We start from the raw sequence: 23,843 nt of genomic DNA on the forward strand, positions 1-23,843 counted from the left end.
CGGGGCTGCGCGCCTCCTCAGCCGAGGGTGAGGAGGTCCAGCAGGCCGGGGAGGCCCTCCCCGGCCTGCTGGGCGTGGGGGTTCCGTTCCGCGGCGCCCCCGTCGCGGCCCCCGGACAACACGTGCGCGGCGCCCCCGGCGCGGCCCCCGGACAACACGTGCGCGGCGCCCCCGTCGCGGCCCTCTGACAGGAAGTGCAGGGCCAGCAGCAGCCCGGCCGCCCCGGTGCCGAGGTCGGCGGAGAAGCGCCGCAGCGTCGCGCCCGGGACGAGCAGCCGGTCCTCGTCGGCGACGAGGTGCCAGGCGAGGTTGCGTACGGAGGTCAGGACCCCGGGCCCGGTGCGGGTCACGGGGTCGAGCTGGCCGGCCGCGGCGGCCAGGCCGGCCCGCCCGGTGAACAGTCCCGGCTCACGGACGAACTCCATGGCGCAGCCCTCGGCCACGCCCGGGATCAGGGCGCTCAGCTCCTCGTCCGCGTACCGGGCCGTGTACGCCTGGGCGACCAGCGCGATCCCCGAACTGCCCTGGTCGAGATAGAGCAGATGGCGTCGGCCGTCCTTCACCTGGAGGGAGCCGTCGTCCATGGTGACGAGGTGTCCGGCCTCACGGGCGAGGGCGGTACGGGCGGCCCGGCGCAGCCATTCCTCGCCGGTCAGCGCGTGCAGTTCGAGGAGCATCAGGGCGGCGCCGCTCAGCCCGCGCAGCAGGCCGGCCGACTCGGGCAGCCGCAGGCCGTCGACCTGTTCCCCTCGCACCAGCCGGTCCAGGTCCCGGGCCGTGCCCAGGGCGCTCTCGATCAGAGCGGGATCGGGAACCGTACCGCCCAGGCGGGCCATGCGGAGGGCGGCGAGCGCGGTGCCGGCCCGGCCGGTGAACAGATCGGCCGACGCGGTCGCGGGTGCGGCGGACATCGCGCGCTCCCACACCTCCCGCCCCTGCCCGGTGCGGCCGAGGAGGCAGAGCACCAGCGCGGCGCCCGGCAGCCCGTCGTAGAGTCCGGCCGCCCCGGCGGGGTCCCTGCGCAGCGCCGCCGCCGCGAGCCAGTCGGTCCACTCTCCGGGGACGGGGGCACCGGCCCGGTGCAGGGCGTACAGGACGCCCGCCGCGCCGTTCACCAGGTCGGTGCCGCCGGTGGCGAAGAGGCCGGGGCCGCCCGGGAAGAGGCGGTCCGCACGTCCGGGTGTGGCTCCGGCGTGGATGCCGGCGAGGAGCCCGGTGCGGAGGCTCGCCCAGTCGACCTCCGGCCCGTCGAAGAGCGCGGCCACCTCGGCCTCGCGCCGCCGTGAGGCCTCCAGTCCGTGGAGCAGTCCGGGCCGGGCGGGTCCCGCTCCGGGCGGCAGCGCGTACCGCTGCCGGGCCCAGCTCTCCAGGGTGAGGGCCTTCGCCCTCTCCAGCCCGGCCATCTCCATGACCGGCATCAGCATGGCGAGCCAGGTCGCCCAGAGCGCATAGGCGTCGGCCTCCGCCCCGGGGGTGCCCTGGGGTGCCTGGAGACCCTGGGCGCCGGCCAGCGGGGTGGTCACGTCGTCGAGGGCGGTGGCGTACTCGAAGTCGACGAGCGCGATCCGGCCGTCGGGCCGGACGATGATGTTGGAGGGGTGCAGGTCACCGAAGCGCAGCCCGCGTGCGTGGATCGCCTCCAGCGCCCGGGAGAGCTGCCGGGTCACCGACTCGGTCCACGCGACGTAGGGGGCGAGTTCGTCCGCCGAGTCCGCGCCGCGTACGAGGGCGAAGCGGGCGACGATCTCCTCCAGCAGGGTGTTGCCCTCGATGTGCTCCTCGATCAGGAAGTGGTGCTCCCACACGGTCCGCACCCCGTACACCTCGGGTACGCAGTCCAGTCCGGCCAGCGCCGTCAGCGCCCGGTGCTCACGGTGCAGCCGGGTGACGGCGTCGTCGCCCGTGGCGTCGAGACCGCAGTGCGGGCGCGCCTCGCGCAGCACCACGCGCCGGCCCGTCCCCCGGTCCTGGGCGAGGTAGATCCCGCCCGCGCTGGAGAACTGGAGGGCCTCGGTCACGGTGTAGGGGAAGGTGTCGTCGCGGGCGGCGGCGCGCGCCGCGAGGTGCGGGCGCAGGGCCTCGGGGACCTCGACCCAGGAGGGCACCCGGAAGACCACGCCGCGCTCGTCCGGGACGAGCGTCCCGGAGGGGTCGCGCAGGGCGAGGACCTGGCGGCCCTCGGCGTCGGCGCACCAGCGGGGGACGTAGGCGCCGTAGCGTGTGTAGACCGGCGCGTCGCCGATCCGCAGGTCGCTGAGGATGTAGGGGCCGCTGCGTCCCGCCAGGGTCCGGGACAGCTCGTCGGCCAGGGCGAGGAACACCGTCTCGTCGGGCGGGTAGGCCGCGACGAACTTGCCGGCGCCGCTGCGGTTCATGTACTTGCCCGCCACCAGCAGCAACGCCTTCTCGCTGCGCAGGAATTTGAAGGGCACACCGTGGCGGACGCAGATCCGTGCGGTGTCCCGGAGGGTGGCCTCGGCCTCACCGGGGACGGTGGACACATGGATCTTCCAGCCCTGCTCGGCGGGTTCGGCGTGCTCGGGCACCAGCGAGGTCCACAGGCCCACGGCCTCACGGCGCCAGCCCGGCGGAGGCGGATCGGTGTCGAGCCGGTACCGCGACTCCTCGTCGGGCAGCCGGGCCGGAGTGTCGAAGTACGTACGGTCGGCGAGGCAGTACAGCTGCGTTTCCTGGATGCCTGGCACGCTCGGCTCTCTCTTCTCGACGCCCGCAGGAGCGGCGGACGGTGTCGGTGGGCCGCGGGCCCCGGTTCGCGGATCAGTCCCCGGTGGCGGAGGGCTTCGCGCCCGCAGGCGCGTGGGCCGGTCCAGCCGTGGGCTCGGTGCCGGTCCCGGCCCCCGGGTCCTGGGAGCGGGTGGGTTCCTCCGCCCCGGGCGGGGACGGCTCCGTCCGCGCCGAGGGGGCGAAGGTGACCACGAGCGCGGAGACGGCCAGCACGCATCCGGTCAGCGCGAAGGCCCAGCGGGCGCCGAATGCGGTCAGCAGGGCTCCTCCGGCCAGCGGCCCGAACGGCTGGACCATGGAGGACAGGAAACCCGCCGCGCTCTGCACCCGGCCCACCCGCTCCTCGGGGGTCACGACCAGGAGCTTCGAGAGGAATCCGATGCTGGCGATCGTCGACAGGCACATGGTGAGCGCGCACACGAGCCCGGCCACCACCGGCCGGCTGACCCAGGCCATCACCCCGGCTGCCGCCACACAGGTCCAGCAGGTGGCGACGATCAGGACCCGGGAGTGCCGGGCGGGGCTGATCCGTGGCGCGAGCAGTGCCCCGGACAGCGCCCCGGCGGAGACACAGGTGAGGACGAAACCGCCGCCGATGCCCGACGCGCCCCCGTCGGAGAACGCGGTCAGGGCGGTGAAGGTGAGTGCCCCGAAGGCGAAGTTCATGCCCAGGCCGAACACGAGGAGGACCGTACGGAGGTAGGGCAGGCCCCACAGGAAGGTGAGGCCCGCGAGGAGCTCGCGCCGGCTGAACACGGCGCCCGCCTTCGCCCTGGCCCGGGAGCGGGTGCGTACGAGGGCCACGCAGACGGTCGACAGGAGCAGGCCCAGCGCCTCGGCGGCGAACGGCAGGGCCGGGTGGATGCCGAACAGCGCTCCCCCGACGAGGGGCCCGACGAGCCGGGCGGTCTGGGTGCGTGCCTGGAGCCGCGCGGTGGCGGTGCCCATCTGGTCGGCCGGGACGACCGCGCGCATGAGGCCGAAGACGGCGGGCCCGTAGACGCTGCCGATCACCGCGCCCGCGGCTGCGCAGAGCAGCACGAGTGCCATGGGGACGTGTCCGGACCAGACGGCCGCGGTGAGGGCGGTGACGACGACCAGGCTGCCGACGTCGCAGATCCGCATGAGCCGGCGGCGTTCGACACGGTCGGCCATCACCCCGCCGGGCAGCATCGTGATCAGCACGGCTCCCACGGACACCGTCCCGATGGCCCCGGCCTGCACCGCCGATCCGGTCTCCTTGAGCACCAGCAGCGGAAGGGCGAGGGCACTCATCTGCCCGCCCAGGACCGCGAAGAGGCCGCTCAGCCAGAGCAGCCGGAAATCCCTGTTGCCGCGCAGCGGCGTGGTCATCGTGAACTCCCGGGGACGGTCTGGGTCATGACGAGGGGTGCGGGCCCGTCCGGGCCGCGGAAGCGACGGCGGGGCGGCTCCGTCATGACGGAACCGCCCCACATCACCGGCCGGCCGGGCGCCACGGCGGGAGGTCCTGCCCCGTCCTCCGTGGCGCCGCCCCGGTGTACCCGGTCAGTCCGCGAGGACGACGCTGATCACGCTGACGCAGCTGCCGCCCGGGGCCTCGATCTCCTTGTTGGCCGTCTCCTGGAGGTCCAGTACGGAGTGCGCCTCGACCTCGGGGGTCTCCTCGTTGTTGTCGTCGGCGGCGGGCTTGGTGTTCTCGGCCATGATGGTCTCCGTCCACTCGTGACTGCACTGGTTCCGGGGGCCCTGAGGTGCCGGGTTCCGGTGCGGCGGGCCGTTGCCTGCCGTTGCCGAGAAAGTTAGGAGGGGCCGCCTGGCGAACGCTTCGGCAGCGGTATGGCTCCGGTATCGGCCCAGTTCAGGACGGCTTCCCGTGCCGTCCCCGGGCCGTGCGGCGCGTGCGGGACCCCTCCTGAGCTGCGCCCATACCGCTCCTGAAGCATCCGTGGAGCGTCGTCGAACCGCGGGCCCGCACCCTGGGTGCACTTCCGCGCACGCCGGTGGGTCCACGGGAAACGGTCCCCCGGTGCGCGCGCTCCGGCCCCGCGAAGGAGGCGGCCCCGCATGGAACTCGGCGAACTCGTCGGACGGCGGCCCTTCCCCGCCGCCGGCCTGCTGCTCGGCCTCACCCGGCGCTGCCCGCTGAGCTGCGCCCACTGCTCGACCGGATCGTCCCTGACCGCGCGGGAGGAACCGGACGCGGGCGCCTTGGTGCGCTTCGTCGGCTCGTTCACCCGGGAGAACCGTCCCGACGTGGTGATGCTGACCGGTGGCGAACCGCTGCTGGTGCCGGCGCTCGTCGAGGAGCTGAGCGCGCGGGCCCGCGCGGCGGGATCGCGTACGGCGCTGCTCAGCGGCATGTTCTTCGCCCGCTCCCGGGAGATCCCGCCGCCGGTCCTGCGCGCGGTCAGGGGCGTGGACCACTTCTCCGCCAGCCTGGACGCCCACCACGAGCGGGAGATCCCCCGGGCCGACGTGTTCCGCGCGGTGCACCGCATCCGGGAGACGGGTGTGGCCGTGAGCTTCCACCTGACCGGTACGGGGGCGGACGACCCCTACCTCGCGGACGTCACCCGCGCCATCGACACGGAGTTCGGCGGCCAGGTCCCCTCACTGGTCAACGAGGTGCGTCCGTTCGGCCGGGCGGCCTCCTGGGCCGCGCCCGCCCGTACCGCCCCCGAGCCCGGCACGGTGTCCCCGTGCGCCATGGCCGCCTGGCCGGTGGTGGCCTTCGACGGGGCGGTCCTCGCCTGCTGCAACCAGGACACCGTGGACCTGCGGCCCGCACCGGCCCATCTGTACCTCGGGCACATCGGCACCGACGACTGGACGGCCGTGCGCGGCCGGGCCCTGGAGTCACCGGTGCTGCGGATGATCCGCACGGTCGGCCCCGCCCATCTGGCGGCGCGTGCGGGGGTGTCGCGGGAGGGCGCCTCGTACTGTGACGGCTGCCGGGCCCTGGGCTCCGGGGACGGGGTCGCGGACGAGGCCCGTTCGGTGGCGTCGGGGGCCGCCGGGGCGCTGCTGGACCTGGTCGCGGCGCGGCGGGGGGCGGCGGAGGGCGCGGTGGGTGTCGTACGGCACCACGGCTGCGCCGCGTACGCGCCCCTGGTCCTGGCCCGCGTATCCGCCGGGGACGGTGCCGGATGAGCACGCACGGGCCGAGCTCCTCGGCGCGGCTGCGGATCATGCTGCGGCTGCTGGACGCGGAACTGCTGGGCGCGATGGAGCACATGTGGCGCGCGGAGGAGCTGCTGCCGCGCTACCGGCGCTATCTGTGCGCCATGCACGCCGTGGTGCGGGCCTCCGTCCCGCTGATGGAACGCGCCCTGGAGCGGGCCACGCTGCTGGACATGAGGGGTGACCCGCTGGGCGGCCCGCTCGCGGCGTACCTGCGCGAGCACATCCAGGAGGAGAAGGACCACGACGCCTGGCTGCTGGAGGACGCCGAGGCGGCGGGCTCCCCGCCCGGGGACGCGCTCGGCCCGATGCCGTCGCCCGCCGTCGCCGCGCTCGCGGGCTCCCAGTACTACTGGGTCGAGCACCACCACCCGGTGGCGCTGCTGGGCTACATAGCGGTGCTGGAGGGGTACGCGCCCGCCCCGGACCTGACCTCGCGCATCGCGCGCGCGACCGGTCTGCCGGACGCGGCCCTGCGGACCGTACGGGAACACGCGGCGCTGGACACGGGTCACCTGGACGAGCTGTACGCGCTGCTGGACCGGCTGCCGCTGACCCGTGGCCAGGAGTCGGACGTCACGGTCAGCGCCATGCACTCCCTCGACGCCCTCACCACGCTGTTCGTCCGGCTCGGGCGCTCCGCGGCGGCACCGCCGCCCCGGGGGGCCGGACCTTCCTCACCGACGGGAGTCACCCCATGACCCGACCATCCGAAGGCGACGGCACCCCGAGGGCGCCCGGGGACGGTGAACAGCCTTCGCTGCCCGCCGCGTTGTACGAGGCGGGGCTGCCGGTCGACCTGCTCACCGACGAACAGCGCCTCGTGCTCAGCGAGCTCACGGAGGAGGAGCTCGCCGTGCTGCTCGACATCAAGAGCCGGCTGGACGCGGTGGAACCCGAGGTCCAGGCACACGGCGAGATCGCCGGCGGCGCCCTGTTCTGAGCGGTTCCCGGGCGGGGGCGGTGCCGGAGCGCCGGCCGCGCCCCCGCCCGGCGGCGCGGCCCCTGCCCGGCGGCGCGGCCCCATCCCCGGAGAGAAGGGAACGTCATGACCTGCACCACGTGCCGCCAGGACCTGCCGGAGAACGCCAGGTTCTGCTCGTCCTGCGGGACTCCCTGCGCCGCCGCCGCCACGCCCGGGGAGGACGAACGCAAGCCGGTGACGGTGCTGTTCTGCGATCTCGTCGGTTCCACCGCCCTGTCGGGCGTGCTCGACCCGGAGACCCTGCGCACGGTCACCCTGCGGTACTTCGAGGCGATGAGCGCGCAGATCGTGGCCCGGGGCGGCACTCCGGAGAAGTTCATCGGTGACGCCGTGATGGCCGTGTTCGGTGTGCCGGTGGTGCGGGAGGACGACGCCCGGCGGGCGCTGGCCGCCGCCCTCGGCATGCGGGAGGCGCTGGCCGCGCTCAACGAGGAGCTGGACGCCACCCTCGGCATCACGCTCGCCACCCGGGTCGGTGTCAACACCGGCCAGGTGGTGGCGGGCGGAGACGCGACGGCGCGTCAGGCGCTGGTGTCGGGCGAGACCGTGAACATCGCGGCGCGCCTGGAACAGCACGCCGGGGCCGGCGAGATCCTCATCGGCCCCGACACTCTGCTCGCGGCCGGGCCGACGGTCTCCGCCGAGCCCACCGGGCCGCTCCGGCTGAAGGGCAAGCAGGACACCGTGGAGGCCTACCGGCTGCTGGCCCTCGGGGCGGACGATCCGGAGCTGCTGCGCCGCTTCGACGTGCCGTTCGTCGGACGCCACGCCGAGCAGGCCGCCCTGGACGCGGCCCTGTCGGACGCCGTGCGCGGGGGGCGGGCGGGACTGCTGCGCGTCCTCGGCGAGCCGGGCATCGGCAAGACCCGGCTCGTACGGGAATGGCTGACCCGGCGGTCCGCATCCGGAGAGCTCTCCTACGGCGCCGGCCGGTGCCGCGGGCACGGCGGGCAGGGCACGCTCACCCCTCTCGCCGACGCCCTGCGCGCACTGCCGGCCCTCTCCGCAACCCAGGAGGTTCCGCCTTCGTCCGGCCCGGCGGACGACGACGCGATGACCCTGCTGTCCGCCGGTCTGCTGCGCGACGGCACGCCGAACGCCCCGTTCGAGGACATGTGCACCGCGCTGGCGACGGTGCTGGGCCGGGCGGCCCGGAAGCGGCCCCTGGTGCTCGTACTGGACGACACGCATGAGGCCGCGCCCCTGTTGCAGCGCACCCTGGAACGGCTCGCGGACGGTTCGGGGCCCGCGGGTGTACTGATCGTCTGTGTGGGCCGCCCGGACGGCACGGCCGACTCCGCGGACTGTCTCCAGGTCGCGGGGCTCACCCGCGAGGAGAGTGTGCGGCTGGGGGGCCTGCTGGCCCGGCTGGACGGTGGCGCGGGAGCGGTGGACGAGCGGCTCCTCACCCGCGCGGAGGGCAATCCTCTCTACCTGGAACAGCTCCTGGTCGGCGGCCGGATGGAGGGTTCCGGACTGCCACCCACCCTCCAGGCCCTGCTGGGCGCCAGGATCGGGGCGCTCGCCAGGGCCGAGCGGACCATGGTCGGCTTCGCCGCCGTGATCGGCCGCGAGTTCACGTCGTCCGAACTCCTGCTGCTGGAGACGTCGGCGCGGCTGGCCGAACTGCGGGGACCGGCGGCGGTGGACTTCCCCTCGCCGGACCGGGCGCACGCGCTGAGGCGCATCGAGGAGGTGCTGGTCGCCCTGACCGGGCGGCGGCTGGTGGAGGCGGGGCCGGGTCAGGTGCCGTCCGCCTACCGCTTCAGCAGCGGACTGGTGCACGAGGTGACGTACGCGTCGTTGTCCAAGCGCGCCAAGGCGGACCGGCACGCCTGGGCGGCCGAGCTGCCCGGGGTGCTGCGGGCCGGCGACGGCGCCGTGGGCGGCCACCTCGAACGGGCCTGCCGCTACCGGACGGAGCTCGGGCTGCTCGACGACCTGACCGCGCGGCTGCGCGGCCGTGCCGCCGCCGCGCTGGGCCGGGCCGGGGCCCTGGCGGCTGCACGGTCCGACCTGGCCCGGTCGGGCGACCTGCTGGAGCGGGCCGTCGAGCTGGACCCGGACGACGCGGGCTCGGTCCGCAGGCTCGGCGAGGTCCGGGTGGCGCTCGGGCAGACCGAGAGCGGGGCCAGGCTCCTGCGCCAGGTACGCGAACTGGACTCGGCTTCCGTGGAGTCCGCGCATGCCAGGCTGGCGCTCGCGGTGCTGGACCCTTCGGGCCCAGGCCCCGGGGTGACGGCGACGGCGCGTGCGGTGCTGCCGGTCTTCGAGGCCGCGGGCGACGCGGTCGGCCGGGCCAGGTCCCATCTGCGGCTCGCCCAGCACCTCCAGCGGGCCGGCCGGCACGAGGAGGCGGAACGCGACCAGGCGCGGGCCCTGGAACAGGCCGTCCTGGCCGAGGCCGAGCCGGAACGGGCCGGAGCTCTCGGCGCCATCGGCATCTCCCTGTGGCGAGGGCCTGTGCCCGCGCCCGAGGCGGTCGCCCGCTGCCGCGCCCTGCTGGCGGCGCACGGGGAGGGCCGGCCCACGGTCAGGCTCACCCTCAACTGCCCTCTGGCGGTGCTGTACGCGCTCCAGGACCGGCCCCGCGAGGCGTACGCCTGCCTCTCCGAGGCCCAGCGGCTGGCCGGGAAGCTGCGGTTCGCCGAGGCCGAGGTGTTCCTGCCCGTCTTCCGGGCCTCCGTGGAGGCGCTGCTCGGCAACGGCGGCGCGGCCCTGGAGCTGCTGGCCACGGCGGACGAGGCCGCCCGGCGCGCCGACGCGGCGGGGCTGCGGACGGCCGTGGCGCTGGACGCGGCCCGGATCGAGCTCGACGAGGGCCGGCCCGGGCGGGCGGCGTCCTGGATCGCGGGCATCGGGGAGCCCTCCGAGCTGAGCCCCGCCGACGCCGTCGACCTCGACGGGCTCCGGGGCCGGCTGGCCGCCGCGGACGGGCGTCCGGCGGAGGCGGCCGGCCACGCGGACCGGGCCGTGCGGGCGTCGCTGCTCACGGACTCCCCGCTGGTCCGGGCGACGGCCGAACTGGACCGGGCCCGCACGCTGTTCGCGCTGGGGCGGCCCGCTCCTGCGCTGGCCTCGGCGCGCATGGCGCGGGAGCACTTCGTGAGCAAGGGGCATCTGCCGGGGGCCCGCCGGGCCGCCGGCTGTGTGCCGGACGAGGCCATGGTCACCACGACGGAGAGGAGCTGACCGATGGGAACCGTCGGAACAGGCACGGTACCGGGGCAGGGACTCACCTGGAGTCTGCGCGGGCGGGGCCCCGAGGACGTCCCGGTCCCCGCCGACGAGGGGCCGCCCGGTGGACGGCCCGCGCGGCAGGCGACCGGGCGCGGGGTGCGGGTGTGCGTGGTGGACTCCGGTGTGGAGCTCGACCATCCGCTGGTCGGTCCGGTGGAGAGTTCGTGGGTGGCGGTCAAGGATCCCGGGAGCGGGGCGATCACGGTCGAGCCGACCACCACCGGCGACACCTGCGGACACGGCACGGCGTGCGCCGGGATCATCCGCCGCACGGCACCCGACTGCGAGATCCACAGCGTCCGGGTCCTGGGCGAGCGGTTCTCCGGCACCGGTGAGGTCCTGATGGCAGGGCTCCGCTGGGCCGTGGACCAGCGCTTCGACGTGGTGAACCTCAGCCTCTCGACCACCCGCACCCGCTTCGCCCAGGAGCTGCACGGCCTCGCCGACCGTGCCTACTTCGGCCGTACGGTGATCGTCGCCTCGGCGCACAACACACCGGTGGAGAGCTTCCCGTGGCGGTTCGCCTCGGTGATCTCCGTGGGCAGCCACCAGGAGGACGACGAGCTGCACCTCTACAACCCGGAGCCCCCGGTGGAGTTCTTCGGACCGGGCCAGAACGTGTCCGTGCCGTGGCTGGGCGGCCGGACGATCCGCACCACCGGGAACAGCTTCGCCACCCCGTACGTCGCGGGGCTCTGCGCCCGCGTCCTGTCCGGGCATCCCAGGATGACGGCTTTCCAGCTCAAGAACGCCCTCTACCTCTCCGCGGCCAACGTGCACGCGGACCCGCGTCCTTCCACAGCGGCAGGAGACACCCGTGACGACTCCGAGAACTGACGCCATGCTTCCCTCCCCGTCCTTCCGCGCCCCGGGCGACGCCGCCCGGCACGAGCTGCTCCAGTCGGTCGTCGACGTGGCGCGGGCGATCTTCGGGGCGGCGGCCAGCTCCGTCTGCCTGCTGGACGAGGAGGCGGACGAGCTGGTCTTCCAGGCGGTCTCCGGCGAGGGGGAGGCGTTCCTGGTGGGGCGCAGGTTCCCCGCGGGACGCGGCATCGCCGGCTGGGTGGCGACCTCGGGTGAGCCGATGGTGGTGGACGACCTGAGCCTGAACACCTCGTTCGACCGCTCACTGGCGGAGTCCACCGAGTACGTCCCGGACGCCCTGATGGCCGCCCCGCTGATCAGCGAGGCCCGGGTCCTCGGAGTGCTGGAGGTGCTGGACCCGTCCCCGCAGGCCCGGTCGGGCGTCCGCGAACTGGACCTGCTGGCGATGTTCGCCCGGCAGGCCGCGGCGGCGCTCCGGGTGCTCGCCCCGCATGCGCCGGAGCCGGGCGGGTGGGCGCTGGAGGGCGAACGCCGGGAGGACGCGCTCCAGTTGCTCGGCAGCCTGGAGCGGCTGCTGCGGGGCACGGGCTGACAGGGCCGTACGCTGGGCGCCGCGCGGGAGTGACGGCCGGTTCCGCAGGGCAGGAGCCGGGTGAGCGCCGGGGCCGGTCCCGCGCCGGCCCCCAGTGGAAGGACACAGATCGTGAAGCTCGCTTTCTCGACCCTCGGAGTGCCGGGGATGCCCGTCGCGGACGTGGTGCGGCTCGCCGCCGGGCACGGTTACCAGGGGGTCGAACTGCGCGCCCACCCGGAGGAGCCGGTGCACCCCGGCCTCGGACCGCTGGAACGGGCCGCCGTGGTGGAGGAGTTCAAGCGGGGCGGGGTCGAGATCCTCACCGTCGCCGGGTACGTGAAGGTCGCCGCCGCGGGCGAGGACGAGCCGGTGCTGGCGGAGCTCGCCGGGCTGGTGGAGCTGGCCCGCGACCTGGGCGCCCGGTACGTCCGGGTGTTCCCCGGGGGCGGCGACCAGGACCCGGCGGAGGCCGACGCGATCGCCGCGCGCCGTCTGGGGGCCGCCGCTCCGCACGCGGCGGACCTGGGCGTACGGATCCTCCTGGAGACCCATGACTCGCACCGGGCCGGGGCCGACGTCGCGCGGGTGGTGGGCACCGTCGGGCACGGGCAGATCGGCGCGATCTGGGACGTCATGCACACCTGGCTGGCCGGCGAGGAAACCGCTGCCACCCACGCGGTGCTGGCGCCGCACCTCGGATACGTACAGGTGAAGGACATCGCCTCCGCCGAGGACACCACACCGCTGGCGCTCGGCGCGGGGGTGCTGCCGCTGAAGGCGTGCCTGGACACGCTGGACCAGGACGGCTGGGTGTGCTGGGAGTACGAGAAGCGGTGGTATCCGCAGGCCGCCGGACTCCCGGAGCTGCTGGCGGCGGGCCGGGAGCACATCCTGCGGCTGGGCGCGCCGAAGCAGTAGGTCAGGCCCGCGCCTCCTGGACCTCCGGCAGCGGCGCGACGGCCGCGCGGGGCCTGGCCAGGGAGGTCAGCGCCACCCCGCCGACCAGCAGCGCCGCCGCGCACCAGCGCAGGGGGCTGATCGGCTCGCCGAGGAAGAGCGCCGCCGAGGACATCCCGAAGACGGGCACGAGCAGGGTGAACGGCGCGACGGACGAGGCGGGGTGGTTGCGGAGGAGGAAGCCCCAGGCCCCGAAGCCGAAGACCGTGGTGATCCACGCCACGTAGACGATGATGCCCACCCCGCTCCAGTCCAGCGCCGCCAGGGCCTCCGCGTCACGGTCCCAGCCCTCGAGGAGCAGGGACAGGCCGAGGAGCGGGAGTACGGGCACCGTCGACACCCAGACCATGAAGTTCAGGGAGTCGCGTGGCGCGGCCCTGCGCGTGAGGACGTTCGACACCCCCCAGCAGGCCGCCGCCGCGACGACGAGGACGAACGCGAGCACGGGCCCGCCCGCCCCCTCGTCGACGGCGGCGACACCGATGCCGGCGAGGGCGACGCCCATCCCCAGCACCCGCGTCCGGCCCGGCCGTTCGCCGAGTGCGGCCGCCGCGAACAGCGCCGTGAAGACGGCCTGGACCTGGAGGACGAGGGAGGAGAGCCCGGCGGGCATCCCCCGGTCCATCCCGATGAAGAGCAGCCCGAACTTGGCGACCCCCAGGACCAGGCCCACCGCGATGATCCACTTCCACGCGACGGCGGGCCGCCCCACGAGGAACACTGCGGGGAGCGCGGCGACGAGGAAGCGCAGGGCGGAGAAGAGGAGCGGCGGGAAGTGGGCGAGACCGAGCTCGATGACGACGAAGTTCACGCCCCAGACGGCGGCGACCAGCGCGGCCAGGGCGATGTGGAGGGGACGCATGTCCCGAGCATCCGACGACGGGACCATGTAGCACCAGCGCGGATTTCTTCATGGTTGGATTGAGCGTTGCTAATCCTTCCCCTCCCCCCGCGCCCCGCCCTTCGTCCACCGGCTCACCGCCGCCGTCCGCCGTCCGCCATCCGTCCGGAGGTCCCCGGTGCTCGACCTGTCCCGGCTGCGCGCCCTGCACGCCGTCTCCGTCCACGGCTCCGTCGCGGGGGCCGCCTCCGCACTCGGCTACACGGCCTCGGCCGTCTCCCAGCAGATCACCAAGCTGGAGCGCGAGACCCGTACGACGCTTCTCGAACGGCGTGGGCGCGGGGTCGCGCTCACCGAGGAGGCCCTGCACCTCGCGGCGACCGCGCAGCAGCTGCTGGCGATCGTGGAGCAGGCCGAGACGACGCTCGAACAGCGCCGGGGAGTGCCGACGGGCCGGCTGTCGATCGCCGCGTTCGCCTCGGCGGCGCGCGGGCTGCTGCCGGGGGTGCTGGCGGAACTGGGGCGGGAGTACCCGACGCTGGACGCACGGCTGACGGAGGTCGATCCGCACCTCTCGGTCGATCTGGTGGCGAAGGGTGTGGTCGATCTCGCGGTCGCCCACGACTGGGACATCTCGCCGCTGCCCGCGCCGGAGGGTGTGTCCCAGGCGGTGCTCGGCGACGATCTCTGCGATCTGCTGGTGGCGGAGGGACACCCGCTCGCCGGCCGGGACGCGGTGCGGCGGGAGGAGCTGGCCAAGGAGCGATGGGTGTGCCAGCCGCCCGGCACGGTGTGCCACGACTGGCTCGTACGGACCCTGCGGGCGGCGGGATACGAGCCGGACATCCGGCACCAGGCCGAGGAGAACCACACCCAGCTGGCCCTGGTCGCCGCCGGTCTCGGCGTGGCCATGATTCCCCGGCTGGGCCGGGGGCCGCTGCCGCCCGGGGTGGTCGCGGTGCACCTGGATCCCGTACCGGTGCGACGGCTGTACGCCCTGTGGCGCGAGGAGGCGGCGCGGCGGCCCGCGATCATCGCGGCGGTGTCCGTACTGCGCGGACGGGGCACGGCGGCGGGCCTCTCCTGAGCCGGCCGCCTCGCGCGGGTGCGGGTACCTGCGGGCGCGCGTGAGTTCGGGCGCGTGTGCGTGCCTGCGTGCGTGGACCGCGCGTGAGTTCGGTCGTGTGTGCGTGCCTGCGCGTGGACGGATGCCACCCGCCGGCCGTGCGTGTCACGCGATTCTCGTACCATCCTCTTGACTGGTAGTTACTTTCCATATATCCGTACCTTCTTGGAAGTTTCTTTCAGCACCGGAAGGGGCTCACGTGCACCACCGCACCTCCAGACGCACCCTCCTCACCGCCACCGCAGCGACCGCCGCAGCCGCGGCGACCGGCGCCGTCGCCCTTCCCGGGGCCGCACGGGCAGCGGAGTCCAGCACCTCCTCCGACAGCGGTCTCAAGCGGCTCATCGCCCGGATGAGCCTGGAGGAGAAGGTCGGCCAGCTCTTCGTGATGCGGGTGTACGGCCACTCCGCCACCGCGCCCGACCAGGCGGACATCGACGCCAACCTGGCCGAGATCGGGGTCCGTGACGCCGCAGAACTGATCTCCACGTACCACGTCGGCGGCATCATCTACTTCGCCTGGGCGCACAACACCCGGGACCCGCACCAGATCGCCGACCTCTCCAACGGCATCCAGCGGGCCGGGCTCGCCGGGCCCACCCCGCTGCCGCTCATCATCTCCACGGACCAGGAGCACGGGATCGTGTGCCGCGTCGGGGAGCCGGCGACCCTGCTGCCGGGCGCGATGGCGCTGGGCGCGGGCGGATCCCGCTCCGACGCGCGCACGGCGGGCCGGATCGCCGGGGCGGAGCTGGCGGCCCTCGGGATCAGGCAGAACTACGCGCCGGACGCGGACGTCAACGTCAACCCGGCCAACCCGGTCATCGGCGTACGCTCCTTCGGCTCCGACCCGGAGTCCGTGGCCGGTCTGGTCGCCGCGCAGGTGAAGGGCTATCAGAGCTCCGGGGTCGCCGCCACGGCCAAGCACTTCCCCGGCCACGGCGACACCAGCACCGACAGCCACACCGGCCTGCCCGTCATCCACCACACCCGGGAACAGTGGTCCGAGCTGGACGCACCGCCGTTCCGGGCGGCCGTCGCCGCCGGCATCGACTCGATCATGACGGCGCACATCGTGGTACCGGCCCTGGACCCGGCCGAGGACCCGGCCACCCTGTCCCACCCGATCCTCACCGGCATCCTGCGCGAGCAGCTCGGCTACGACGGTGTCGTGGTCACCGACTCACTGGGCATGGAGGGCGTCCGCACGAAGTACGGCGACGACCGCGTCCCCGTCCTCGCGCTGCTGGCCGGCGTGGACCAGTTGCTGAACCCACCGGATCTGAAGGTCGCCTGGACCGCCGTGCTGAACGCGGTGAAGAGCGGCGAGCTCAGTGAGGCCCGCATCGAGGAATCGATCCTGCGCATCCTGCGCCTGAAGGCGAAGCTCGGCCTGTTCCGCGATCCGTACGTCACCCACCGGGGTGTCGACCGCACCGTCGGCATCGCGGCGCACCTCGCCGCCGCCGACCGGATCGCCGAGCGGACGACCACCCTGCTCGCCAACACCGGTTCCCTGTTGCCCCTCTCCCGCCGTTCCCACCGCGACCTCCTGGTGGTCGGCGCCGATCCGGCCTCGCCCTCCGGCACGACCGGGCCCCCGACGAGCACGCTCGCCGGGGCGTTCGAGGAGCTCGGATACACCGCGACCGCCCTGTCCACCGGCACGGCCCCCTCCCAGGCGAAGATCGCCGAGGCGGTGGCGGCGGCACAGGGCAAGGACGCGGTGGTCGTGGGCACGTACAACGTCTCGGCGACCAGCACCCAGCGCACGCTGGTCAGCGCGCTCGTGGCGACCGGCGTACCGGTGATCACGCTCGCGATCCGCAACCCGTACGACATCGCCCAGCTGGCCGGAACCGGCTACGCGGCCGCTCTCGCCGCGTACTCCTGGACGGACGTCGAACTCCGGGCGGCCGCACGGGTGATCGCGGGACGGGCCGAACCGGAGGGCAGGCTGCCGGTGCCGGTGCAGCGGGCGGACGCTCCCGCACAGGCGCTGTACCCCGTCGGATACGGGCTGTCGTACCGGAGGCAGGCCTCACCCGCCCGATGACCACCCGATGAGCTGAAAACCCCCCGTTCGCCTGGCGTGTGCCCGCTCCGGCGGGTCACGCTGGGCGCACGTCCGCAGGGACGCACAGGGGGGTTCGTCCATGGAGAAGCGCCGTGCCGCGCGGGTGTGGCGCGCCCTGCTGCCCGTCGTGGCGGCGCTGTCGCTGGCCGCCTGCCGGCCCTCGGTGGGCACCCCGGCGAGCGGGCCCGGCGGCAGTCCCGCGCCCTCCGGTCACGGGACGCAGTTCCTTGGGCCCGCCGACTGCAGTACGCGCGGTGAAATGTTCCGTGAGGTCTCGTGCGGGAGCGAGAAGGCGGCGGCGCGGGTGCTCGCCCGCCACACCGGCGCTCCGCCGGACGGCCCGGCGTGCCCGTCCACGACCGACTTCGTCCTGCACATCTCCGGGGGTGGCCCTGCCGCTCCCCGGGGATACGCCTGCATGCGCAACCTGGAGCCCCCGCACCCGGGCGATCCGGGGCAGGGCGGCGGTCCGCTGACGGTCGTCGGGGACTGCGTCCACGGCTTCCGCGAGGGCGAGGTCAGGGAGACCGCCTGCGACGGATCGGGAGAAGGGCCGGCGGAGTTCGAGATCGGTTCGGCGGTGGCACGGCGCGCGCTCTGTCCCGGCACGACGGATCTGTATGTGCGCCTCGGCGGGGACAGACCGGTGGGCTGTGCCCACCGGATGTGAACACCCGGCGGACCCAGCCCACTTCGGTACGTGCGGTGAAGGACTACGGCCGCAGTGTGCCCTGGTCCCGCTGGAGTTCGGCGTCACGCTTGTCCAGCCGCGCGTCGAACTTCGCGAGCGGCTTCGCCTGCGAGGGATCGGCGACGACGGCCGCGGGCGCGACCCCGGCCCAGCGCAGGATGGCCGCCGTGGCGGTGGCCTTCTCGTCGGCGACGAGTCCGGCGACCTTGGAACCGTGGTTGCCGCCCGGCACGGTGTAGACGTAGCTGTCACGCGCGCCCCGGCCGAGGCGGAAGGGCTCGGCGCCCCACGGGTCGTTCTCGCCGTAGACGTACAGCATGCGTGTGGCGTTGTGCCTGACCCAGTTGTCCACGTCCCGCATCGCCGACGGCTGGAACTTCATCGGGATGGAGCGCGGCACGAAGGTGCGCGGCGGCTGGTAGCCGTAGCGGCTCAGGTCGCCGAGCCAGGGCTGCTCGATGTCGGGCGATCCGAGCTGGGTGCCGGCCTGGTAGTAGTACGGCGTGTAGGTCCCCAGGCCCTGGTCGGCGTAGGCGGAGAAGCCCGAGATGCCGTCGACGGAGTCCCAGATCTCCTGGTCGGTGGCGTTCGGGGCGTCGGCCGGGATCGAGTCGCAGTCGGCGAGCAGGCTGTACTGCCAGTACGCCCAGACGTAGTCCATGACGACGGCTTCGTACGCCTTGTCCAGTGTGCCGACCGTGTTGAAGGTGAGGCCGTTCTCGGCGGCGTACGCCTCGTACTTCTTCTCCAGCGGTTCCCGGCGGACGAGGGCCTCGCGCTGGACGCCGTTCAGCCGGTCGCGGCACTCCTTCGTCCCGACGTTCTCGAAGAACCGGTCGTACGCCGAGTCCTCGTTGTTGTTGACGTCGTTGGGCGCGACATAGGCGACGACGCCGTCCATGTCCTTCGGGTAGAAGCGCTCGAAGTAGGTGGCCGTCATGCCGCCCTTGGAGCCGCCGGTGCTGAGCCAGTTCTCGGTGTAGATCTTCTTCAGCGCGGTGAAGACGCGGTGCTGGTCGCTCGCGGCCTGCCAGATGTCCAGCTTCGACCAGTCGGCGGGAGCCGGGCGGGACGGGGTGAAGAAACGGTACTCCAGGGAGACCTGGTTGCCGTCGACGATCTGGGTCGGCTCGCTGCGGCTGGGGTTGGTGGAGACGTTGTAGCCGCTGGTGAAGAAGACCGTCGGCCGGGTCGTGTCCTTGTGCAGCAGGGTGATGCGCTGCTGGAAGGTGCCCTTGGACGGGTGCCGGTGATCCACCGGCTGTGTGTAGTTGAGGACGAAGTAGCGGTAGCCGGGGTACGGCTTCTCCTCGATCAGACTCATCCCCGGGATGGCCAGGATGCGGTCCTTGATGTCCTCGCTGCTGCTCTCACTGCTGCCGGCAGAGCCGCTGTTCTGCTTCGCGGCCGGTTCTGCGGCGGTGGCCGCTCCGGCCGAGGCTCCGGTCGCACTCACTGTGCCGATGAGCACCGCGAGCGACAGAATGCCCCTGAGCGCCTTGCGCATGCACCCTCCCCTTGATTCACGACAGACGCCGTGAACCTAGCGGGGGTAACACCTGCCACGCCAGACCCGGTTGCACCTCAGCACAGGATCCACCCCGTGGAGGCGGAGGAGCCGGCGACGGAACCGGAGGCGCGGACACAGCGGTTGAGCGCGTGCACCTTCACGGGGCCCGCCAGCTTGGTGAACTTGCCGCTGTCGACGACCGCCCGGCCTCCTCGCGGCTGGAGCGACACCCTCATCGAACGGCGCGCGCCCGGCTTCTTGGCGACCGCGACGGCGCACGCGTAGGAGCGTGTCTCGTAGACGCGCAGCGTGCCGGTGGCGAACTTCACCGTCTTGGCGAGCCGCCCGGAGCAGCCGGACGCGGCCTGGGCGGGGGCTGCCCCGGTGGGCCCCAGGACGAGACCGAGAGACCCCAGCAGCGGCAGGACGAGGAGCGTCACCGCCACACGCCGTCCGGCTCCCCGGAATGCCGGCCGATCCGGCCGCTCCGGCCGTCCCGATGACCTCATCGGTCTCGCCACCTCGTCCACCCCACCCGTCCCATCGAACGTTCTGACCCCCGACCGACACATGTACGCATGGGTGTACGACGCGCGAAGGGGGCCATCAGGTTGCGGACGGACTCATACTCCTGCCGGAGCGTTCCCTATGCCCTCGTCCATGTCCTCCCCTATGAAGGTCCGCCACAGCCGCGCGTACGCGCCTCCCCTGGCCAGCAGCTCGTCGTGGGTGCCGTCCTCGGCCACCCTCCCCCGGTCCATCACCACGACCCGGTCCGCGCGGGCCGCCGTCGTGAGCCGGTGGGCGACCACGAGCGTGGTGCGCCGCCCCGCGAGACGGTCGGTGGCCTGGTTGACCTGGGCCTCGCTGGCCAGGTCGAGCGAGGCGGTCGCCTCGTCGAGCAGCAGGACGTCCGGGTCGACCAGCTCCGCGCGGGCGAGCGCGATCAGCTGGCGCTGGCCGGCCGAGAGGTTGCGGCCCCGCTCGGCGACCTCGTGCAGATAACCGCCCTCCAGCGTGGCGATCATGTCGTGCGCACCGACCGCCCTCGCCGCCGCCTCCACCTGGGCGTCGGTGGCGTCAGGAAGTCCGTACGCGATGGCGTCACGCACCGTCCCCTCGAAGAGGTAGGCCTCCTGGGGCACGACACCGAGCCGGTGGCGGTAGGCGGTCCTGTCGAGGCGGCGCAGATCGGTGCCGTCCGCCGTGACCCGGCCGCTCGTCGGGTCGTAGAAGCGGGCGACGAGCTTGACCAGCGTGGACTTGCCGGCTCCGGTCTCGCCGACGAAGGCCACCGTCTGGCCCGCCGGGATCCGCAGATCGATGCCGGTGAGGGCCTCGTCCTCGCCGGAGTAGGCGAAGGACACGTCCTCGAAGGCGATCTCGCCGCGCAGCGAGGTCACCTCCAGCGGCTCGTCGTGATCGGCCGTGGAGGTCGGCTCCCGCAGCAGTTCCTGGATGCGGCCGAGCGAGACGCTGGCCTGCTGGTAGCCGTCGAAGACCTGGGAGAGCTGCTGCACGGGCGCGAAGAACAGGTCGATGTAGAGGAGGTAGGCGACGAGTGCGCCCGTGGTCAGCGTGCCGTTGTCGACGCGGCCCGCGCCGACGATCAGCACGGCGGCGGCCGCGACCGAGGCGAGCAGCTGCACGAAGGGGAAGTAGACGGAGATCAGCCACTGCCCGCGCACCCTGGCCTGGCGGTAGTGGTCGCTGCGCTCCGCGAAGCGCTCGGCGCCGTCGTGCTCGCGGCGGAAGGCCTGCACGATCCGCAGCCCGGCGACGGACTCCTGGAGGTCGGCGTTGACGACACTGATGCGCTCACGGGCGAGCTCGTACGCCTTGACGCTCTTGCGGCGGAAGAAGAAGGTGCCGACGATCAGCAGCGGCAGCGTCGCGAAGACGACCAGGGCCAGCTGGATGTCGAGGACGAGCAGTACGACGGTGATGCCGAAGAAGGTGACGAGGGAGACGAAGGCCGTCACGAGACCGGTCTGAAGGAACGTCGAGAGGGCGTCGACGTCCGTCGTCATCCTCGTCATGATCCGGCCGGTCAGCTCGCGCTCGTAGTAGTCGAGGCCGAGCCGCTGGAGCTGCGCGAAGATCTTGAGGCGCAGGGAGTACAGCACGCGTTCGCCGGTGCGGCCCGTCATCCGGGTCTCGCCGATCTGGGCCGCCCACTGCACGAGGACGGCGAGCAGGCCGAGGCCGGCCGCCGCCCAGACCGCGCCGAGCGCCATCTTCGTGACGCCGTCGTCGATGCCGTGCCGGATCAGCACGGGCAGCAGCAGGCCCATGCCCGCGTCGACGGCGACCAGCCCGAGGCTCACCATCAGCGCGGCCCCGAAGCCGTGCAGCAGCCTGCGCAGGCCGTAGGACTGTTCCGGGCGTACGGCGCTCGCCTCGTCGATGCCGGGGGTGTCGGTGGCGGGCGGCAGCGCGTCCACCTGGGCGAGGAGCTCGGGGGTGGCGGGCATCCCCGCGGCGGCCGTGTCGCGCTGCTCCTCCTTGCGGATCCACAGCCCGGGGGTGACCCCGCGCTCGGCGTCGAACTCCGCGTCGAGCTCCTCCAGGAGCGCGCGGTCGTCCTCCGGCTCCGCCGCGGCTGTCTGCGGCCGGTGGCCGGGAGAGGTGCCCCGCATCTCGTCCGGGTCGGTGAGCAGCCTGCGGTAGAGCGCCGAGCGGCGCTCCAGCTCGGCGTGGGTGCCGATGTCGGCGAGCCGCCCCTGGTCGAGGACGGCGATGCGGTCGGCGAGGCCGAGGGTGGAGCGGCGGTGCGCTATCAGCAGGGTGGTGCGGCCCTCCATGACCTGCGCCAGCACCTCGTGGATCTCGTGCTCGACCCGGGCGTCCACGGCGGAGGTCGCGTCGTCCAGGAGCAGCAGGCGGGGGTCGGTGAGGATGGCCCGGGCGAGCGCGACGCGCTGGCGCTGGCCACCGGAGAGGGTGAGGCCGTGCTCGCCGACCTTGGTGTCGTAGCCCTCGGGCAGCTCGGAGATGAAGCCGTGGGCCTGGGCGGCGCGCGCGGCGCGCTCGATCTGCTCCTGGGTGGCGCCGGGGTACCCGTACGCGATGTTGGCGCCGACGGACTCGGAGAAGAGGAAGCTGTCCTCGGGCACGAGCCCGATGGCGGCCCGCAGCGACTCCTGGGTCAGCTCGCGGACGTCGTGGTCGCCGACCAGGACGGCTCCGTGCGAGACGTCGTAGAAGCGGGGCAGCAGGAGCGAGACCGTGGACTTGCCGCTGCCGGAGGCACCGACCACGGCGACGGTCTCACCCGGTTCGATGGTGAGGGAGAAGCCGTCGAGGACCGGGCGCTCGTCCTCGTAGCCGAACCGTACGTCGTCGAACTCGACGCGCGCGGGGGCGTCGGCGGGCAGCTCCTTCGTGCCGTCCTTCATGGACGGCTCGGTGTCGATGAGCTCCAGGACGCGCTCCACACCGGCGCGGGCCTGCTGGCCGACGGTGAGGACCATGGCGAGCATCCGGACCGGGCCGACGAGCTGGGCGAGATAGGTGGAGAAGGCGACGAACGTACCGAGGGTGATCTCGCCCCGGGTGGCGAGCCAGCCGCCGAGGGCCAGCATCGCGACCTGGCCGAGCGCGGGCACGGCCTGGAGCGCCGGGGTGTAACGGGAGTTCAGCCGGATCGTGCGCAGCCGGCCCGCGAAGAGCTTGCGGCTGACCTCGCGGAGCTTGCCGGTCTCCTGCTCCTCCTGTCCGAAGCCCTTGACGACCCGGACGCCGGAGACGGCCCCGTCGACGACTCCGGCGACGGCGGCGGCCTGGCTCTGGGCGTACCAGGTGGCGGGGAAGAGCCGGGCCTTGGAGCGGCGGGCGATGAACCAGAGCGCGGGGGCCACGGCGAGGGCGACGAGCGTCAGGGGCAGCGAGAGCCACGCCATGATCACCAGGGAGATGAGGAAGAGCAGGATGTTCCCGATGGTCATCGGGAGCATGAACAGGAGCCCCTGGATCAGCTGGAGGTCGCTGGTGGCACGGCCGACGACCTGACCGGTGGAGAGCTCGTCCTGCCGCTTCCCGTCGAGCCGGGTGAGGGTGCCGTACATCTCGGTCCGGAGATCGTGCTGTACGTCGAGAGCGAGCCGGCCGCCGTAGTAGCGGCGGACGAACGTGGCGGCGTAGACGAGGACGGCCGCCCCGATGAGCAGGCCCGTCCACACGCCCAGGGAGCGGGTGTGGCTGCCGACGACGTCGTCGATGATCACCTTGGTGATGAGCGGGACGAGGGCCATCACGGCCATGCCGGCCAGCGACGAGCCGAGGGCGAGCACGACGTTGCGCCGGTAGCGCCACGCGTACCCGGTCAGCCTCCGGCCCCACCCCGGCTGCTCCGCGCCCCGCTGCCCCGCGCCGCCGTCCTTCGCGGTGGCTCCGTGCTCGGCGGGACCCTGCTCGGCCGGGCCGTGTTCCGCCACGCCCTGTTTCTCCGCGCCCGCCACCCGTGCCTCCTGAATTTCGCCCCGTTGCCCCACCTGACCTACCGCATGTCCCCAACGCGGCCGGCAGCGGATTTCATCCTTCCGCAACAATTCTCGGCCGATGGGCCCAGGGGTGCCCGGGGTGGTCCTAGGACCAGCGGGGTATGGATGTCCGCGCTCACAGGGCTCACAGGAACGGGGAAGGCGATGACGAACGACCCGAAGGCGGAGGCGTACCTCTGCGGTCGGCTGTACGCGGCACTGGCGGAACTGGAGAGACTCGGCGAGGGCGATCACCATTCGCTCGGCCGGGCGGACGTCGTGCGGAAACTGGCCCTGGAGCCGTCCAAGCACCTGACCAAGCACCTCCACGCGGCCGGGAAGTACCTGCTGGCGGCCAGGAACAGAGGGCAGGCGAGGCCGGCGGCCGTGGTGTTCAGGTCCCTGCCCGATCTGCTGCCCTCCGGGAGGGGCCTGCCCGGCTCCCTGCGTGACAGCGCCCTCCAGGAGCGCTTCCACGAGGGCCGCGCCGCGCAGGAGGCGGCGATCGGTAAAGCCGTGTGAGCGGATCGGCGGCCGGTCCCCGGGGCTGCTCCGTCCCGGGGACCGGCCGCCCTCCCCCTGAACGCGCGCCGGCGTGAGGGTGCCTCGGCCTGGAGGTGCCTCGGCCC

The 23,843-nt window shown here is 73.6% G+C and carries 18 protein-coding genes; 11 read left to right on the forward strand and 7 right to left on the reverse strand.

The features are described 5' to 3' along the window. Window positions 1–17: 17 nt before the first annotated feature. The 3 genes from lanKC to ACFYQ6_RS04545 form a co-directional block, all read right to left on the reverse strand. Window positions 18–2,705, reverse strand: a complete 2,688-nt coding sequence (gene lanKC / locus ACFYQ6_RS04535; protein WP_388760442.1) for a class III lanthionine synthetase LanKC — start codon at window positions 2,703–2,705, stop codon at window positions 18–20. 73 nt (window positions 2,706–2,778) lie between these two features. Then, window positions 2,779–4,098 carry an MFS transporter gene (locus ACFYQ6_RS04540; protein WP_388760444.1) on the reverse strand — a complete coding sequence of 440 codons (1,320 nt, stop codon included), beginning with the start codon at window positions 4,096–4,098 and terminating at the stop codon, window positions 2,779–2,781. 174 nt (window positions 4,099–4,272) lie between these two features. Next, the gene (locus ACFYQ6_RS04545) at window positions 4,273–4,431 is read right to left on the reverse strand and encodes a hypothetical protein (RefSeq protein ID WP_329037437.1); all 159 of its coding nucleotides are present in this window, start codon (window positions 4,429–4,431) and stop codon (window positions 4,273–4,275) included. A 360-nt stretch (window positions 4,432–4,791) separates the two neighbouring features. Between ACFYQ6_RS04545 and ACFYQ6_RS04550 the strand changes: the two genes are divergently transcribed. The 7 genes from ACFYQ6_RS04550 to ACFYQ6_RS04580 all read left to right on the forward strand — a co-directional run bounded on the left by ACFYQ6_RS04550 (window position 4,792) and on the right by ACFYQ6_RS04580 (window position 12,449). Then, window positions 4,792–5,877: a radical SAM protein gene (locus tag ACFYQ6_RS04550; RefSeq protein WP_388760447.1), complete on the forward strand. Its 1,086-nt coding sequence runs from the start codon at window positions 4,792–4,794 to the stop codon at window positions 5,875–5,877. After that, the gene (locus ACFYQ6_RS04555; protein ID WP_361571614.1) at window positions 5,874–6,608 is read left to right on the forward strand and encodes an iron-containing redox enzyme family protein; all 735 of its coding nucleotides are present in this window, start codon (window positions 5,874–5,876) and stop codon (window positions 6,606–6,608) included. The genes ACFYQ6_RS04550 and ACFYQ6_RS04555 overlap by 4 nt, the downstream gene beginning before the upstream one ends. Then, complete coding sequence (locus ACFYQ6_RS04560; RefSeq protein WP_361571617.1) at window positions 6,605–6,850, forward strand: aroma-sacti cluster domain-containing protein; 246 nt, start codon at window positions 6,605–6,607, stop codon at window positions 6,848–6,850. Before ACFYQ6_RS04555 ends, ACFYQ6_RS04560 begins: the two co-directional genes overlap by 4 nt. Window positions 6,851–6,955: 105 nt before the next feature. Continuing rightward, window positions 6,956–10,084, forward strand: coding sequence for an adenylate/guanylate cyclase domain-containing protein (locus tag ACFYQ6_RS04565; RefSeq protein ID WP_388760451.1), 3,129 nt, complete (start codon window positions 6,956–6,958; stop codon window positions 10,082–10,084). A gap of 3 nt (window positions 10,085–10,087) precedes the next feature. Then, the gene (locus ACFYQ6_RS04570; RefSeq protein ID WP_388760454.1) at window positions 10,088–10,969 is read left to right on the forward strand and encodes a S8 family serine peptidase; all 882 of its coding nucleotides are present in this window, start codon (window positions 10,088–10,090) and stop codon (window positions 10,967–10,969) included. A 4-nt stretch (window positions 10,970–10,973) separates the two neighbouring features. Beyond that, window positions 10,974–11,549 (forward strand): GAF domain-containing protein, encoded by a 576-nt coding sequence (locus ACFYQ6_RS04575; protein ID WP_361572399.1) that lies wholly within the window; start codon window positions 10,974–10,976, stop codon window positions 11,547–11,549. A gap of 111 nt (window positions 11,550–11,660) precedes the next feature. Continuing rightward, entirely contained in the window at window positions 11,661–12,449 is a 789-nt protein-coding gene (locus ACFYQ6_RS04580; protein WP_361571626.1) for a sugar phosphate isomerase/epimerase family protein, read from the forward strand. A 1-nt stretch (window position 12,450) separates the two neighbouring features. Here ACFYQ6_RS04580 and ACFYQ6_RS04585 read toward each other — a convergent pair whose 3' ends face one another. Further along, a complete protein-coding gene (locus ACFYQ6_RS04585) occupies window positions 12,451–13,350 on the reverse strand; it encodes an EamA family transporter (RefSeq protein ID WP_361571629.1) in 900 nt (299 codons plus the stop codon). Between the two features lie 157 nt (window positions 13,351–13,507). On the opposite strand from ACFYQ6_RS04585, the gene ACFYQ6_RS04590 reads away from it, so the two are divergent. From ACFYQ6_RS04590 to ACFYQ6_RS04600, 3 genes are all read left to right on the forward strand, one after another. Next, window positions 13,508–14,416: a LysR substrate-binding domain-containing protein gene (locus ACFYQ6_RS04590; protein ID WP_361571631.1), complete on the forward strand. Its 909-nt coding sequence runs from the start codon at window positions 13,508–13,510 to the stop codon at window positions 14,414–14,416. Window positions 14,417–14,654: 238 nt separating this feature from the next. After that, a complete protein-coding gene (locus tag ACFYQ6_RS04595) occupies window positions 14,655–16,511 on the forward strand; it encodes a glycoside hydrolase family 3 protein (RefSeq protein ID WP_388760459.1) in 1,857 nt (618 codons plus the stop codon). A gap of 100 nt (window positions 16,512–16,611) precedes the next feature. Then, window positions 16,612–17,202 (forward strand): hypothetical protein, encoded by a 591-nt coding sequence (locus tag ACFYQ6_RS04600; RefSeq protein WP_388760461.1) that lies wholly within the window; start codon window positions 16,612–16,614, stop codon window positions 17,200–17,202. Window positions 17,203–17,245: 43 nt separating this feature from the next. Here the strand turns inward: ACFYQ6_RS04600 and ACFYQ6_RS04605 are convergent, their stop codons facing one another. The 3 genes from ACFYQ6_RS04605 to ACFYQ6_RS04615 form a co-directional block, all read right to left on the reverse strand. Beyond that, window positions 17,246–18,730, reverse strand: coding sequence for a S28 family serine protease (locus ACFYQ6_RS04605; protein WP_388760464.1), 1,485 nt, complete (start codon window positions 18,728–18,730; stop codon window positions 17,246–17,248). A gap of 77 nt (window positions 18,731–18,807) precedes the next feature. Continuing rightward, complete coding sequence (locus ACFYQ6_RS04610; protein ID WP_388760467.1) at window positions 18,808–19,242, reverse strand: hypothetical protein; 435 nt, start codon at window positions 19,240–19,242, stop codon at window positions 18,808–18,810. 114 nt (window positions 19,243–19,356) lie between these two features. Then, entirely contained in the window at window positions 19,357–23,061 is a 3,705-nt protein-coding gene (locus tag ACFYQ6_RS04615; protein ID WP_388760947.1) for an ABC transporter ATP-binding protein, read from the reverse strand. Between the two features lie 318 nt (window positions 23,062–23,379). On the opposite strand from ACFYQ6_RS04615, the gene ACFYQ6_RS04620 reads away from it, so the two are divergent. Then, on the forward strand, window positions 23,380–23,736 hold the full coding sequence (locus ACFYQ6_RS04620) for a hypothetical protein (RefSeq protein ID WP_361571646.1): 357 nt from the start codon (window positions 23,380–23,382) through the stop codon (window positions 23,734–23,736). Window positions 23,737–23,843: the final 107 nt, after the last annotated feature.

This window comes from Streptomyces sp. NPDC005494 (assembly GCF_042872025.1).
Taxonomy (GTDB): Bacteria; Actinomycetota; Actinomycetes; order Streptomycetales; family Streptomycetaceae; genus Streptomyces.